Annotated in this window: 13 protein-coding genes; 2 read left to right on the top strand and 11 right to left on the bottom strand. The window is 55.3% G+C overall.

All coding sequences use genetic code 11. The features are described from left to right. Positions 1–2: 2 nt before the first annotated feature. The 9 genes from RIN49_RS21850 to RIN49_RS21810 form a co-directional block, all read right to left on the bottom strand. A complete protein-coding gene (locus tag RIN49_RS21850) occupies positions 3–1,571 on the bottom strand; it encodes a UDP-N-acetylmuramoyl-tripeptide--D-alanyl-D-alanine ligase (protein ID WP_309122272.1) in 1,569 nt (522 codons plus the stop codon). Beyond that, positions 1,568–2,335, bottom strand: a complete 768-nt coding sequence (locus RIN49_RS21845) for an alpha/beta fold hydrolase (protein ID WP_309122271.1) — start codon at positions 2,333–2,335, stop codon at positions 1,568–1,570. Before RIN49_RS21845 ends, RIN49_RS21850 begins: the two co-directional genes overlap by 4 nt. Positions 2,336–2,711: 376 nt before the next feature. Further along, a complete protein-coding gene (locus RIN49_RS21840; RefSeq protein WP_309122270.1) occupies positions 2,712–3,146 on the bottom strand; it encodes a hypothetical protein in 435 nt (144 codons plus the stop codon). A 58-nt stretch (positions 3,147–3,204) separates the two neighbouring features. After that, the gene (locus tag RIN49_RS21835; protein WP_309122269.1) at positions 3,205–4,401 is read right to left on the bottom strand and encodes a ParM/StbA family protein; all 1,197 of its coding nucleotides are present in this window, start codon (positions 4,399–4,401) and stop codon (positions 3,205–3,207) included. Positions 4,402–4,584: 183 nt separating this feature from the next. Further along, the gene (locus tag RIN49_RS21830) at positions 4,585–4,941 is read right to left on the bottom strand and encodes a nucleotide excision repair endonuclease (protein ID WP_309122268.1); all 357 of its coding nucleotides are present in this window, start codon (positions 4,939–4,941) and stop codon (positions 4,585–4,587) included. Positions 4,942–5,123: 182 nt separating this feature from the next. Further along, entirely contained in the window at positions 5,124–6,641 is a 1,518-nt protein-coding gene (locus RIN49_RS21825) for a malate:quinone oxidoreductase (protein WP_309122267.1), read from the bottom strand. Positions 6,642–6,873: 232 nt separating this feature from the next. Continuing rightward, a complete protein-coding gene (locus RIN49_RS21820; RefSeq protein WP_309122266.1) occupies positions 6,874–8,343 on the bottom strand; it encodes a multicopper oxidase family protein in 1,470 nt (489 codons plus the stop codon). A 222-nt stretch (positions 8,344–8,565) separates the two neighbouring features. Then, positions 8,566–9,207, bottom strand: coding sequence for an FMN-dependent NADH-azoreductase (locus RIN49_RS21815; RefSeq protein ID WP_309122265.1), 642 nt, complete (start codon positions 9,205–9,207; stop codon positions 8,566–8,568). 100 nt (positions 9,208–9,307) lie between these two features. After that, on the bottom strand, positions 9,308–9,688 hold the full coding sequence (locus RIN49_RS21810; RefSeq protein ID WP_309122264.1) for a winged helix-turn-helix transcriptional regulator: 381 nt from the start codon (positions 9,686–9,688) through the stop codon (positions 9,308–9,310). Positions 9,689–9,829: 141 nt separating this feature from the next. Between RIN49_RS21810 and RIN49_RS21805 the strand changes: the two genes are divergently transcribed. Together RIN49_RS21805 and RIN49_RS21800 are read left to right on the top strand one after the other, a co-directional pair. Next, a complete protein-coding gene (locus RIN49_RS21805; protein ID WP_309122263.1) occupies positions 9,830–11,038 on the top strand; it encodes an MFS transporter in 1,209 nt (402 codons plus the stop codon). Positions 11,039–11,085: 47 nt separating this feature from the next. Next, positions 11,086–11,928, top strand: coding sequence for an aldo/keto reductase (locus RIN49_RS21800; RefSeq protein WP_309122262.1), 843 nt, complete (start codon positions 11,086–11,088; stop codon positions 11,926–11,928). Positions 11,929–11,978: 50 nt separating this feature from the next. Here the strand turns inward: RIN49_RS21800 and RIN49_RS21795 are convergent, their stop codons facing one another. Continuing rightward, on the bottom strand, positions 11,979–13,232 hold the full coding sequence (locus RIN49_RS21795) for an endo-1,4-beta-xylanase (RefSeq protein WP_309122261.1): 1,254 nt from the start codon (positions 13,230–13,232) through the stop codon (positions 11,979–11,981). A gap of 243 nt (positions 13,233–13,475) precedes the next feature. Further along, positions 13,476–16,290, bottom strand: a 2,815-nt coding sequence (locus RIN49_RS21790; RefSeq protein WP_309122260.1) for an InlB B-repeat-containing protein, incomplete at its 5' end; no start/stop codon positions are given.

Here is a 16,290-nt window from a genome sequence, read left to right as displayed (position 1 = left end):
GTTTATTCGTTGTAATTGTCGGGCAAGTCGTTCTCGAGAAGGACGACGGTATGTTCTTCCGTGAATCCTTGTAGGAATTGTAGCCCCTCCTGCAAATGCTTCGCCACGCGGAAGTTCGCGTAGCCCGCCGCTTGCAGCGCATCCTGCATCGGCTTCGTCTGCTTCGGCCCGACCAGTATGATATAGTCGCACACCTTCGCGGCCGCTTCGGCGAAGGCGTAATTGTATTCATATTCTTTCGCGCCCAGCTCGATCATTCCGGGGGTCACGAGAATCTTCTTCTCGGGCATCTGCGCGAGCACCGCGAGCGCCGCCTTGGAGCCGACCGGATTCGAATTGAAGCTGTCGTCGAGAATCGTCAAGTTCCCGTTTTTCTTGAGCTCTAACCGATGCTTGACGGGTTTGACTTTGCGGATATAGATCGCCAGCTTCGACAGCGGTATGCCTAACGTATCGCCGACGGCGATGCACGCCAGCAAATTTTGAATGTTGTGTTCGCCGAGCAACGCGGTTTCGAACTCCTGAACCGCGCCGTTCCGGAGCCGCACCGCGAAGGCGCAGCCGTTGCGGGAATAGCGAATGTGTTCCGCGTAATAATCCGTGTCCGGATTGCGGCTGCCGTACGTCACGACCTTGCATCGCAGGTTCGACTTCCGCAGCTGGTCGACCACGTTCTCGTCGTCCAGATTGAGGAACGCGACGCCGTCCGCGGGCAGCGCTTCGGCGAGCTCGAATTTGGTCGCTTTCACGTTTTCCAAACTCTTGAAGGTTTCTAAGTGCTGCTCCCCGATCGCCGTAATAATGCCGTATTTCGGATGCACGATGTCGCAAATTTCCTTGATGTCGCCCTTCTGCTTCGCGCCCATCTCGCTGATGAAAATCTCGTGCGTCGGCTGCAGGTACGTTCGGATCGTCTTCGTGACGCCCATCGGCGTATTATAGCTCTCCGGGGTCATGAGCACGTGATAAGACTGAGACAACACCGTCGATAGAAAATGCTTCACGCTCGTCTTCCCGAACGAACCGGTAATCCCGATGACCTGCGTCCCGGCGTGCCGCTCGATTTTCTTGCGCGCGTCGGAGATGTAGTAGTTATTGATCTGATGCTCGATCGGCTTGTTCACGGTATTCGCGAGAAGGATGAAGACCGTGGCAAGAAGCGCGACGGCGTACATCGCGAAGAAGGCGAACGACGTCCACAGCAGAAGGGCGCCGATCAAGACGATCAGCAGGATCGCCGTCGTCGTCAGCAGCCGCTTCACGCGGGCGGTATATACCAGCTTCTTCTTCTCGATTTCCTTCGGTACGGTCAGCGTCAGGAGCAAGAAAGCCGCGATCCAAACGATGTGACCCCATACCGGTTTGTCCATGGCGAACAGAATCAAGGGGACGATCGGCAGGACGTCCATGAAGCGGATCGTGCGCTTGTAGTTTCCCTTGTACCAGTTCCACAGCCGCAGATTGCGATAGGAATTCAACTGCAGCATATGCACGCTCTTGATCAGCTTCCTGCCCGCATAGATCGCCCAGACCGTAATGCTGACGATTTGTAACACCGCTACTAGCGTCATTGGTTGTTCCTCTCGTTCTCTAGGAATTTATTCACGATGATATCGAACTCTTGAGGTCTCTCCAAGTACGAGAAATGCCCGGCGTTCAGCACGACCAACCCGGCGTCCGGCAGCAGCGACTCCATCAGCTTCCCGTCGGCGATCGGCGTCGCGGTGTCGTTCTGCCCCCAGATGAGCAGCGTCGAGCAGCGGATGCCCGGCAGCAGATGACGCAGATCGACGTTCACGACGCGGACGAGCGTCTGCTGCATCACCCCGGAGACGTTCTTGTAGTCGGTCGATCCTACCCGGCTCTTCATATAAGTAAGAATGCGATCTCTGAACAGATGCAGTCCCGGAATTCTCAATACGTTCTTCACGAGTTTATATGTGTATACTTTCACATAGTACATCGGCTTCCGCTTCGGCTTAATGCCCGCGCTGTTGACGAGAATCATCTTCTTCACGGGATACTGCGAGGCGTACATGATGCTGATTCTTCCGCCGTTGGAGTGTCCCATGAGAATCGGCGCGTCGATGCCGAGCTTCTCGAAAAACTTGCGCACGAACTGCGTATACTCCTCGACGCCCCAAGGTACGGGAGGCTCCGAGCTTATCCCGAACCCGGGCAAGTCGATCGCGTATACGCGAAAATGGCGGGACAGATTCTCTTGAATTCTGTGGAAGGTGCCCAGTTCCGCCCCCCAGCCGTGCAGCAGGACGACGTCCTGGCCTTCTCCCTTCACCGAATAATGTATTTGTAAATTATCGATGGTGATGTTCAATCCTATCGCATCCCTTGTTTGAAACTTAAAATAAAAAAATCATATCACACCCTCTGAACCGGGAACAACATGATCGCCGCCGCGGAGATAACCTCTGTTCTATATATGCGTTCTGCTTGTTTCGTTATAACTCGAAATATCCATAGCTAGGATGTCCATCGCCACATACGCGGATACCCTAATCATACCATGAAACGAGCAAAGGAAAATCCACAACCCTATGTCGGTCGTGGATTTCTTCGCATCAGTATTACGAAGTATTACTTCGCAACACTAAACTCGTTTTTTTAATAGAAGTAACACTTGGTAATACTAAACATCACCCAGTCATTCCGAATAACACTCAGTATTGCTCGGTGTCACTTCGCGATTCTCGTTACATCCAAGCTTCGATGTCGTCGTCGTCGATGTCGTCGTCGACGCCCTGCTTCGCCGCAGGGGGCTCGTCCTCGGTACGCGCCTTCGGAGGCTCCGGCTCCTCTCGAATCGCTTGTCTCCCGGCCGCGACCTCCGCCGTTCCCTCGCGAACGTCCTTCAGCGCTTGCATCGCCTCGGCCGGCGGCGCAGGTCGTTCCGTTGCGGGATTAATATCCGGCGCGATACCCGAAACGGTGGTTCCCAACACGTTCCGTTCCACCGGGATGAACGTCTGCAGATTGCGGACCCCGTTCCGCACGATTTCGTGTTCGATCAGGTACCGCAAGGAATCCATCAGATTCGTCTGGGCATTTATCCAGTTCATGACGAGCGGATCTTCCGTCTTCTTCGTCTTTAGGCTGATGTTCTCTCCAGGTTGTTTCGTCTTTTTCACGCTTGCCACCTTCCGGTATCCCCTTACCTACTGCCTTGCGTCTTCCACCTAATCTCGATTAGGCCGGCTGCACGGCTTTATTCTTCAGCGCCTCGTAGATTTTCCCGCGAACGAAAGCATCCAGTCCCATCGCATTCATCTGCACCGCATAAGTCGGCGGGATGTACAGCAGCTGCATCTCCCGTTCGACGCACAGCTCCTCGAGCCGCGGATACAGCAGCGAACGCATAAGGATGCTGCCTCCGCCGTAGACGCAGATCAGGTCGATCTCGTTCCGCGTCTTGGTCAGCTGCCGCTTGACGTTCTGCACGATCTGGCGGACTTGGCTTTCCAGCGGCCGCTTCAACGTCTTGATCGCGCGCGCATGGTACTTATGCTTCGGATTTTTGATGACGTCGCTGAAGAACTGCCTCGGGCTGTCGGGCAAGTGGATCAGCCGGTTGAACTCGTCCAACGCTTCTTCGATGGCATATCCGGTTCCATGGTGGCTGCCGTGGACGAATTGACGGAGGAACTTATTCCCCTCGGTGACGGGATATTCCGTCGAGCCGTCGCCGATATCGACGTGAAGGATCCGTTTCTCCTTGAAGTAGTTGCCGTTGAACTTCTTGTCCAGCTCATAGGTTTCTACGAATTCCTCGAAAATGTCCCCTTCCCGCCAGTTGCCTTCCGCATCCTTCTGGAGCGCGAAGATGACGGGCGTCGCTTCCGGAACGACCTTCGCGAACGGGAACGCGATCTTGACCGCCACGCGGTGAATGCCCAGATGGACCGTTACGCGGTGGGTTCCGGTCATGAAGCGCCGCTCGAACTTCGCCGACGTCTCGTCGGTATGCTGCGTAACCGGCAGCGCCGTGGCCATATCGACCTCCACGTCGATCTGCTCCGGCACCTTCTTTTCTTCGTCGTATGCCTTCTGTACCGCGATCGCCGCGATCTGCGCGAGCGTGTTGACGATCGGAAGGTCCATGTCGCACTTCATATCGATGCCGATCTGCAGGTTGTCTAATACCTCGCCGCTCTCGAGCGCGAACTTGCCGACATAATACATGCCCGGCCTCGCCGCCGGCGAATCGACCGTGACGACCAGCTGGTCCTGAAGGTTCTTAATGAAGCTCTCGGGCGCCTGTTCCTCGCTCCACGGCAGCTCGTCCACCGCGCAATTGACGTTCGGCTGCTGAATCAACTTGCCGTCTATGATCAGATCATGCTCGCTGTTTCCGTTGTCATTGCCTACGAAAAAATGATAATTCATAGAATTCCCTCCTAATATGTAAGACCCACAGGTAATACTTTGACATACCCGGTGTTATTCGACAAGTTCTATTGGGCCCACCCCAATATTTCCCACCCCCTGTCCTACGCTTCAAATATGTCGAACTATGAAAAAAGACAATACGCCTCTCACTGGGAGATGCATATTGCCCATTTTCCATGCCTATTGGTTCGTCAGCTTGTCCGGGTTGTACCGGGCTCCGAGCTTGTTCGCGATATACGTTTCGTATATTTCCCGCTCCACCGGATCGTCTACGTGGCACACCTCGATCTTCGCCACTTCGTTGCGATGGTCCTTGATCGGCGATACCGTATCCTCGAAGTGCTTCTTGATGCGCTGCCGCAGCTTCCGGGCTTTGCCGACGAAGAGCAGTTCGTCCCTGTCGTTATAGAACATGAAGATGCCGCCCTTCTCCCGGGTGATCAGGTGGAAGTCGGTAAATCCGTAAATGTGGCTCAGCTCGGGAGCCTGCTGTTTGTAAATCGTGAAGTCCGGCGTCGGGACCGTTATCGTAATCATCCGTATACACTTCCTCATTCCATATAGAGCTTCATCGTAACATAGATGCGCGTTATACGATAGTTTACCCATTACGACGAGAGGACATAATGGAACGCATATTCTAAGTTCGCAGGGGAAACGATAAGTTCGACCGCAATGAAAAAAAGCGACCCGCAACAGGCCGCTTCTTCATCCTATATTTATACGTAAGCCGGAACCTTCTTGTCCTCCGCTGCGGCGGCTGCAAGACCGAGCGTCCTCGCCGTCGATACGTGAAGATCCCGCACCAAGTCCGGGTTCTTCGCGAGGGATGCGCCGTACGAAGGAATCATCTCCTTCAGCTTCGGCTCCCACGCTTGAACCTGCTGCGGGAAGCATCTCGCGATGACTTCCAGCATGACGGACACGGCGGTGGACGCCCCCGGGGATGCGCCGAGCAAGGCGGCGATCGAGCCGTCCGCGGCGCTGATGACCTCCGTGCCGAATTGGAGCGTGCCTCGGCCGGCGGCCGTATCCTTAATAATTTGTACGCGCTGGCCTGCGACGATCAATTCCCAATCTTCGCTCTTGGCGTCCGGAACGAATTCGCGCAACGCTTCCATCCGCTGGTCCTTCGACAACATCACCTGCTTGATGAGGTATGTCGTCAACGGCATATTCTTCACGCCGGCCGCCAGCATCGTCACGAGGTTGTGCGGCTTGACGGAAGTGATCAGGTCGAACATGGATCCGAACTTCAGGAACTTCGGCGAGAAGCCGGCGAACGGACCGAAGAACAACGACTCTTGCTTGTCGATCACCCGCGTGTCCAGATGCGGCACGGACATCGGCGGAGCGCCGACCGACGCCTTGCCGTACACCTTCGCGCGATGCTTCGCGACGATCTCGGGGTTCCGGCATACCATGAAGAGCCCGCTGACCGGGAAGCCGCCGATGCCTTTGCCTTCCGGAATGCCGGACTTCTGCAGCAGGTGAAGGCTTCCGCCGCCGCCGCCGATAAAGACGAACTTCGCTTGGCGACGCTCGACGGCACCGTTCTCGACGTTGCGTACTTTCAATTCCCAAGCGCCGTCGCCTGTACGCTTGATATCGTCGACTTGACGCTTATATTGGATTTCGACGTTCTTGCTCTTCAAGTGGTCGAACAAGAGGCGCGTTAACGCGCCGAAGTTCACGTCCGTGCCGGACTCGATTCTCGTCGCCGCGATCGGCCCGTTCGAAGCCCGGTCGTTCATCATCAACGGAATCCATTCCGCCAGCTTCGCCGGATCGTCGGAATATTCCATCCCTTGGAACAGCGGATGGGAGGACATCGCTTCGAACCGTTTCCGCAAGAAGGCAACGTCCTGCTCCCCTTGCACGAAGCTCATATGCGGCACCGGCGAGATGAAGTCCCGCGGGTTGCGGATCAAGTCGCTGTTCACGAGATAAGACCAGAATTGCCTGGAAACCTGGAACTCTTCGTTCACTTTAATCGCCTTGCTGATATCTATGGAACCGTCCGGCTTCTCGACGGTGTAGTTCAATTCGCATAAGGAAGCATGCCCCGTCCCCGCATTGTTCCATTCGTTGGAACTTTCCTCGCCCGCCGTCGCGCGGCGTTCGATCACCGTAATGCTCCAGTCCGGCATTAACTCCTTCAAGAGCGAACCTAAGGTCGCGCTCATGATTCCCGCTCCGATTAAGATCACATCTGTTTTCTTTCGTCTATCGCTCATGATTACCGTCCTTATCCCCTACGATTTGCAGAAAGGATGTAGGAACCGAGTTCGTCGCACATCTTTTCTGGATCAACTATTACCTTATCATAGTTTATCACTATTTCAGTTTATAATATTTATCGAATTTTTAACAGAAACGCGCGATCGGTTCATTTCTCCCCAATTTTTTTAATAATCATATGCGCGAATCGGGAAAATGTCATAAAAAAGGAGCCTCGCGGCCCCTCCACTAGTGTTCATGCTCCATGTCCGAGCCCGAAAGCCGTCTCGACACTTGCGACTCCGTTCCCGGCTCGACGACGACGAACTGCCCCATCATGCCGCTGTCCTCATGGTATAAGAGATGGCAGTGGTACATGTATGGCGTCTCGGGGTCGGGAAAGCTTCCGAACTCGACGGCCAATCGGACGGTCGTTCCGCTTGGGAGGAACACCGTATCCTTCCTTCCCCGTTCGTAGATCGGCGGCGCCTCGCCGTTCTTGTCCAACACGGCGAAGACGGCGTCGTGGATATGGAAGTTATGGTCCCAGCCGCGATTCGAAATCTCCCAGATTTCCTTGGCCCCGGCCGGGACGACCTCGTCGATCCGATTCATATCCATCGGCTTCCCGTTGATCGCGGACTCCGTCGTAAGCACGAACTTCCGAACCGTGGCGTCGTCCGGCGCTTCGATCGGCGGTTCGGCGGACAACCGGCTCGGGAGCGGCTCGGAAGCCGAGAGCTCCCGGTCGGCGACGATCTTGACCAGATCGAACTCGCCGTTTTCGATACCGTCCTCGCCTGCGAAGCTGTGCAAGATCGTCTCCTCGCCCGGTTGGAATTCGACCACGATCTCGGCGCGTTCTCCCGGGCTCAATAGGAGGCGGTTCAGGGATACCGGCTCAGGCAGAAGCCCCGCGTCGTTCCCGACCAGGGCGAACGACCGGTCGTCCGAGAAGCCGATCCGGAACGCGCGCGCGTTCGAGCCGTTCAACAGGCGGAAGCGGATCTGGCTGGCGGTGATTTTCAAGTAAGGGTCGTACGTTCCGTTAATCAGGATCTGATCGCCCAGCATTCCGAAGGGAGTCAGGTCCATGCTTTCATGGAAGGAACCGTCGCCCTTGAACCGCTTATCTTGCACGACGATCGGGATGTCGTCCACCCCGTACTGGGACGGCAGCTTCTTGGAGTCTTCGTCCTCGATCAGAAATAACCCTGCGAGTCCGCGATACACATGCAGCGCCGTCTTCCCGTGCAGGTGCGGATGGTACCAGGTCGTCGCCGCCGGCTGCTCGATCGTCCAATGCGGCTTCCACGTCGCTCCCGCTTCGATCATCTGGTGCGGTCCGCCGTCCATCTTCGCCGGCAGCAGCATTCCGTGCCAATGCAAAGTGGAGCGTTCCGGCAGCCGATTCACGACGTCGAACGCGACTCGGTCGCCGCGCGACGCGCGAATCGTCGGTCCTAAATACGATCCGTTGATCCCCCAGGTCGACGTGCGCTTCCCTTCGAAAAACTCGGTCGTCCCCGGCTGCATCGTTAACGTAAATCGTTTTTCGCCTCCGCTGTCCACGGTCGGCTCCAAGAGCGGCGGGATGTGCAGCGGATTCGTAAATTCGAGCTTGCCGACGTTCGTCGTCGTATTTCCGTCGCAGCCGGCCAAGCCGACCGCGATGACGACGAGCGACAACGCAATCGCCCATGAATGACATCGTTTCATGTTCAACTCGTTCCTCTCTATCGTTTGATCTTCCCCCTTATCAATGTACGACACGAATGTTGCGAACTTTTGACGATTTCCTATGAGAGCTGTGAACGGAAAAAAGCCCCGAACGCCCATCGTCGGGGCTTCGAGGCTTGGAACTCTATGAATCTTGCGGATCGTTATAAGTCTACCCCACATCCTGTGTCCGGGATGGTCTCGCATGGATTCGTATGACGCTTATCGAACGAGCTGGCGAGCGATGTTCGCCGGCACTTCCGCTACTTTCTTTAATCCTTCTTCGATGATTGCCGCTGCCTGCCCCGGATTCGCATTATGGCCTTCGATGACGACTTCGTCGATAATCTCCATCCCGAACACGCCGCCGAAGACGCTGCGCATATAGTTGACGGACATCTCCATCCCCGCGGCTTCCGGGGTCGAGTACACGCCGCCGCGCGCGTTCAACAACACGACTTTCTTGTGCTTCTGCAGCTGAGCCATCGAGCCGTCCGCATTGTATTTGAATGTAAAGCCTGCGGCATACACGTAGTCGATGAAGGTTTGAAGCACGGCCGGGATCGTTAAGTTCCACAGCGGGAAAGCGAAGACGAGCACATCCGCCGCCGCGAAAGCGTCCATCGCCTTTTGTTTAGCGGCCATGAGACGTCCTTCCGCTTCCGTTAACGCTTCGTTATTTTGCAATTTGCCGAAGGCGCTGAATAAGTCTTGTCCGAGGTACGGCAGATCCTCGTTATACAAATCATATGTGGTAACGTTCAATTCTTTGTTCCCGGCCGCGGCAGCGATGAATGCTTCGTACATCTTTGTAGATACGCCGTCCGGACGGTTATTTGCTTTTACGACCAATACCTTCGTCATTCTGGTTGTCCTCCACGTCTATATATAATTTCTGACTTTCACATCATAAACTATTTTAAAGTAAGTTACAATTAATAACTGAGTTGGCTTCGTTCCCGTCTCACAACCGATTTAACCCGTTATCCTCCAACACGGCGGATTTGTCCCCGTACTCTCTGATGATATGGTTCTCTCCCCAAGCGCACAGCGAATCCAGTATGGATTGCAAGCTGCTCCCGTATTCGCTTAGCTCGTATTCCACTTTCGGAGGGACTTGATTATAGACGATCCGATTGACGATGCCGTCCTCCTCTAACTCCCTTAACTGCTGCGTTAACATTTTTTGCGTAATCCCGGGCATCAGTCGTTTTAAATCGCTCGTCCGTTTCTTCCCATGCGTCAGATGACATAGAATGACGCACTTCCATTTTCCGCCGATCACTTCCAACGTCGCCTCGACGGATATATTGTATTTCTTCCTCACTGGAGCCTCGTTCGGCATAAGCTTAACCCCCTAGATCTATATTTTACAGGCACTTTTAAGTATCTATATCACTAAAAAGTACGTACTATTCAATCTAGCCTCTATCCAGCATAATAGCATTCACCGGCCGGACTTACTATACAACGTAGGAGTGGAAACATGACATTGGAAAACAGAGGAAACCTGCCGGCCTTGCTGGCGCTAGCCGTATGCGCCTTCGCCATTGGAACGACCGAGTTTATTAGCGTAGGGCTGCTTCCCCTCATTGCTGAAGACTTTCACATATCGGTGTCGATCGCCGGACTCACGGTCACCTTATATGCGCTGGGCGTTACGCTCGGGGCGCCGGTGCTCACTTCGCTGACGGCCGGTATGCCTCGCAAGACGTTATTGCTCTGGATTATGGTTGTGTTTATTGCGGGCAATCTTCTCGCGGCTACGGCCGACGGGATGCTCGTCCTACTGGTCGCTCGCATCGTCAGCGCCTTATCGCACGGCGTATTCATGTCGATCGGCTCGACGATCGCGGCCGATCTCGTCCCGGAACGCCGCCGCGCGAGCGCCATCTCGATTATGTTCTCCGGACTTACCGTCGCGACGGTGACCGGCGTACCGCTTGGAACTTATATTGGCCAACTCATGGGGTGGCGAGCCGCATTCTTCGCGATTGTCGCTGTCGGCGTATTCGCTTTGCTGGCGACCTTGGTCTTGGTTTCTTCGAATTTGCCGCAAGCCGCGAAAATCCCGCTTCGCCGGCAATGGGAGCTCGTCGCGAACGGCCGCTTGCTGCTCGCCTTCGGGATTACGGCATTGGGCTACGGCGGAACGTTCGTCGTCTTTACCTATTTATCCCCGCTGCTTCGCGACATTACCGGATTCGGGGAAACATCCGTAACTCTGATCCTTCTCGCGTACGGCATCGCCATCGCCGTCGGCAATGGGATCGGGGGCAAAGCGGCGAATCGAAACCCAGCTACGGCCTTGTCCTATATGTTTACGCTGCAAGCGATCGTTCTCTTGGCGCTGCTGTTCACGGCCCCGTTCCAGGTCGCGGGATTGGTTACGGTTCTCTTCATGGGGTTATTCGCCTTTATGAATGTCCCCGGTCTTCAAGTGTACGTCGTCATGCTGGCGGAACGGTTCGCGCCCGAAGCGAAGGATGTCGCCTCCGCCCTCAATATTTCTGCTTTTAACGCCGGCATTGCGATAGGCGCCTACTTGGGCGGCATCGTGGCGGATTCCGTAGGATTGATTCATACGACATGGATCGGAGCGCTGATGGTATTCGGAGCGGCGGCGCTTACGATGGGCGCCCGGATCTTAGAACGCAAGGAGCGAACCGAGGTTTGCCTCCCTGCGGGTCGATGAAGACGTAAGGCGAAGAAATTTTACTTTTGATTACGGAGGAATGAACGATGATACGACATCTGCAAGACACGGTGACGCTGCGCAATGGAACTCGGATGCCCGGGCTTGGTCTCGGGGTGTTCAAAGTAGAGGAAGGCGCGGCCTTGGTTCAAGCAATCCGATCCGCCGTCGCACACGGATACAGGAGTATCGACACGGCTTCGATCTACGGGAACGAACGCGGCGTCGGCGAAGGCATTCGTCAAGCTTTGCTGGACAACGGAATTCGGAGGGAGGACCTCTTCGTCACGTCCAAAGTGTGGAACGCCGACTTAGGGTACGAGAGCACATTAGCGGCTTATGAAGAAAGTGTAGAGAAGCTGGGACTCGACTACCTAGATTTGTATTTAATCCACTGGCCGGTAAAAGAGAAATATAAGGAGGCTTGGAGAGCGCTTGAAACGTTGTACCAAGAAGGGCGCGTAAAAGCCATTGGGGTCAGCAATTTCCAAATCCATCACCTTGAAGATTTATTAAGCGTCGCTCGGATCAAGCCGATGGTCGACCAGGTCGAATTCCACCCGCGCCTTACGCAGAAACCGTTGCTTCGCTTCTCGAGGGAGCAAGGCATTCAATTGGAAGCCTGGTCCCCTCTCATGCAAGGCGAACTTCTCGAACATCCGACGTTGCTGGAGCTGGCGGCGAAATACGGCAAGTCGGTCGCGCAGATCATTCTGCGCTGGGATGTGCAGCACGGCGTGGTGACGATCCCGAAATCGACGAAGGAACATCGGATCGTCGAAAATGCGGCGCTGTTCGACTTCGCGCTCAGCGAGGAAGACATGAATCGGATCGACGGATTGAATCAAGATGTACGAGTCGGTCCCGACCCCGACAACTTCGACTTTTAATGCAATCGCGCAACGCGGCGCTCCCTTCTTGACGGGAGCGCCGTGTCGCTCTATATAACTACATAACCGGATGAAATGGTCAGTCGAGCCGGTTCGTCATCCTTTTCTACCTTGAAGCCCACCTGTTTTTCTCCGCAAATCAAATCGTAATCGCCGAGGAAGCCTTCGAACGTAATGATTCCGTTGTCGTCGGTCCTCCCTGTTACATTCGTAGACCAGTCGCCCTTGATCCGTTTCTTCAGAACCTCGTAAGAAGGCTTCGGGCTGTTATCCTTCCTTACCAATCCGGCCGGTGCGCCGAGCCAAGCCCCCTCGTCGCTGAAGTTCCACGTCGTGATGGCCTCGACCCGCGGGTGCTTGAATAGAATCGTATACATTTCATCGACTTCCCTTGCCTGGCGCTCTTCGAACTCCGGCGTAGACGGCCATTCGGGAATCTGATAATCGTTCAAGTCATCGATTTCAGGCGGCATGAGATGACCGGAGGTCAACGTATTTTCCGTAAAGTGAATCGGAAGACCGAAATGCGAAAACCGTTCCAATACTTCCTCTATTTTCTCGCGTCCCCAATATCCCTGATGCTGATGCGACTGAATCCCGATCGCGTCGATCGGAACGCCTGCGCTCAGGCATCCGTCAATTAAGATTTCGTAGTTTATCGACGTATTGAAGTCATTTAACAGCAGTGTCGCGCCGGGGTTGCATTGCCGCGTCCTCGCGAACATTTCCTTAATGATACCTACACGACCGAGTTCTTTACTGATTCTGGTAATCCCATTGTCGTACTTGTCGAAGATCGGCATGATCACGACCTCATTGATGACGTCCCACGTATCGATCAGACCTTGGAAATCGGATACGTCGCGCTCGATTCTAGCCAGCTGCGCTTTCAGGATCTCTTCGTTGCTCAGATCCAGAAGCCACGGAGCGGTTAAGGTGTGCCAGACAAGCGGATGCCCTTTCACGGTTACGCGTCTGTCCTTTAACCACCGGGCTGCAGCCTGCAATTCTTGGGTCTGCGGTTTCCCTTGTTCCGGCTCGAATCTTGCCCAATAGAAAGGCAGCGTCGCCGAGTTAAAGACGTCTAGAAACAAATCCATCTTTTCTTCTAGAAAGGTCAGTCGGTCCGCCGGAACATTCTTATTCGCTACTTGGATCGCATCGAAGATGCCGCAGCCGAATAAGAACTTATGGTTTGTCTGTCGGATCGTCACTTCCGTTCCGGCAACGGGATTTCCGGCCCCGTCCACTAGCTTGATCGTCTTGTTCGACATGCGGTGCGCGAATTCAGGTTGACGTCCCATTCGACCTACCTCCGTTTAGTACCGCTCATTTGAGGGAAACGATTTCATTTCTCCTATATAAATAGTACTAAACTTTCTATCTCCGCAAACCCGACACGTTAAAGCTCTTCCTTTGATTATTTAAGTTTTCGTTCACACCTGGTATCAAAAAGATCGGTTCAGCGACCCTAAAACAAAAGGCGAAATCCCTCCGTTTCTACTGGAGAGATTCGCCTTTTGTTATCGGTCCCTTATACTTCTATTTCAGTTCATCTTCTGGAGTAAGTTCATAATGATCGTGACAGCTTCGGCTCTTGTCGCCGTAGCATTCGGCGCAAACATGCCGCCGCTTCTTCCCTGCACGATCCCCGACTGACGAACCGCAAATACCCCTCCCTTCGCCCAGACGGGAATGTCCTTGTCGTCGGAAAACCCGGTCGGAGCAGTGGCTTCGGTCTCGATGTCCGCACCGTAAGCTCGTGCGATCATGACCGCCAGCTCTGCCCTCGAAATGTTCGCTGCCGGACGGAAGCGTCCGTCGCCGTAACCGGTCACGATCCCCGCTTCTACTGCCTGCGCAACCGCCGTCGAGGCCCAAGCCCCGATCTCCGCCGTATCCGCGAACGTCATCTCCGTTCCCGTTTCCCACGGCTTCAGCGCGTTCATCAGCATGACCGCAAATTCGGCGCGGGTGACGTCGGCGTTCGGTTTGAACGTGCCATCGGCGTACCCTTCGACAATGCCGGCGCCTACTGCCGCCCGAATGCTCTCCTCCGCCCAATGACCGGAAATATCGCTCAAGTTCATCGTCGGCTTCTCGTCCGGTACGGACTCCGTCTCTTGGTCAACCGCGAATACCGCAAATTTCGTAAAGTGGTTCACGCTTGCCGCAATCGTATTCCCGCTCACCTCGCCGCCGACTTTCACCCAGACTTTCTTCCATTCGTCATAGTAGAAGACGGATGGCTTTTGTTTGTCCGTTACGCTTGTCGGATCGAAGGCAAACGTCAGCGTGACGTCCTTGCTAAAGTTATTCGCGACGTTTTTCAATATTTCGAATATCGGGCTAAGCAAAATCTCGTTACTCTTGATCAGCTTCTGCGTGTCCGTCACTTGTTCGATCGTCACTTTCAGTTCAACGTCGGAAGCCCCGGCAGGTATCGCGATCTTCACCTTGTCGCTCAGGCTAACTTCGCCCGATTTGCCTGCGGGAATCGTAAGCCTACCGTCTGTAGATGTGACTTTATCAGGGTTCGAGACCATCCCGCCAGGGGCACCGCTTCCTCCGCCGCCGTTCCCGCTGCCGTTCGTTGCTGCGGTTATGCTTTCGCTGAGTCCCGAACGATTCCCCAGCCTATCGACTGCCTTGACCGTATAGGTGTACGTTCTCGAAGCGGAAAGACCGGTATCGACATAGGTGCTTTCCGCCGTCTCCGCAACGAGCGTTCCGTCTCGATAAATCAAATAGATCGCCACACCCGAATCGTCGTTCGCGGAAAGATGAAGCGCGATCGAGCTTGTCGTCTTTTCGCCCGATGCGACCGTTGCCCGGTCCGGCGCAGTCGTGTCCGCAAGCACGCCGTACGTGGAGAAATGGCCGACCGACGTCTTGATCCCGTTGTCCGTTACTTGAGAAGGCTGGTACTCCCACTTGCCGGTCGATTCGTTGTAATAGAAAATCGCGAGTTTGCTCGGATCTGTATTCCCGTCATATCCGAGCGTAATCTCCACGGGTCGATCGATCGTCATCCCTTCGAATTGAAAATCGATCACCTGTCCGGCTCTGGCAAGTTTGACCTCCCCGGACGGCGCGGCGTTCGAATCCCGTACCGTTAACGTCGCTCCTGGAGGAATCGACAGTCCGTCAGGCAGCCGGATCGCGAGTCCTCCCGGGAACGTAAGCGTGCGAATCGCAGGATTTAAAGCAACCGGCTGTCCCATCGCTTCATCCGCCGAGACGTTCACCGTCAGATGGTACGTATTTCGATCCTGATTTTCGGCGGTGACCGAGATCCGAATCGGATTCGGCCCGACGGTCAAGCCCGAAACGTTGTAGGAATACACATCGTCCGTTACGGAGCTGTAAGTCGCCCCCGTTACCGTTATGGATTGGGCCGGGTCCCCTTTTCTCAGGAAAAGGTTGAGGTTCGTCACCGCATTCGGCACTTCGATGACATAACTTGCCTCGAATGGTGAAAATGCCGGACGAAGCGTTCCTTGATCTGCCGTCAATTCGGACAACAACGCATTCGCGGAAAACCATTTCGCATACAGCGTTACGTCTGCGGCACCGATGGGCGCTGCGAGGTCGAACGGCTGCGTCAAGGCTTCAGGATCCGTATACCATCCGGCGAACGCATACCCTGCCTTCGTCGGTGCCGTCGGCTCGACCGGCGTACTTCCAAAGCTCACCGCCTGGCTGTTCACCGGCGAACCGCCGTTGCTTTCGAAGCGGATCGTATACTGGTTCGCCGTCCAAATCGCGTATAACGTCACATCGGCTGCTGGAATCGTAAGCGTGTCGCCCGCAGCAAATCCCGTTCCGCTTCCGTCCGCCGCCGTGTTCCACCCCGCGAACGTGTGGCCCGTCTTCGCAAGGCCGCCCGGGTTGCCCGGCACCGCGACGCCGGTGTTGTAGTCGTGACTGCTGTTCGCAGGTACGCTGCCCCCGTCGCTTCCGTTGCCGTCGTATGTCACTGCGTAGCTGTTGATCGTCCACTTCGCATACAGCGTGACATCGGCAGCTCCGATCGGCGCCTCGAAATCGAAGGCCGCCGTCAAGTCTGCGTCCGTATACCACCCCGCAAACGTATGCCCCGTCTTCGTCGGGTCCGCCGGCCGAACGGCCGTGCTGCCATAGCTCACCGTCTGACTCGCCATCGGCGAACCGCCATCGCTCTCGAAGATTACCGTGTAGCCGTTGACCGTCCACTTCGCGTACAGCGTCACATCGGCGGCTGGAATCGTGAGCGGTTCCGACTCCGCATAGTCCGTACCGCTGCCGTCCGCCGCCGTGTTCCAGCCTGCGAACGTGTGCCCCGTCTTCGCAAGACCGCCCGGGTTGCCCGGCACCGTGACG

Origin of the sequence: Paenibacillus sp., assembly GCF_031177825.1 — a bacterium.
Classification (GTDB): Bacteria; Bacillota; Bacilli; order Paenibacillales; family YIM-B00363; genus Paenibacillus_AE.
The sequence above is the reverse complement of the archived record's forward strand: the minus strand, read 5'-3'. Positions and strand labels throughout refer to the sequence as shown.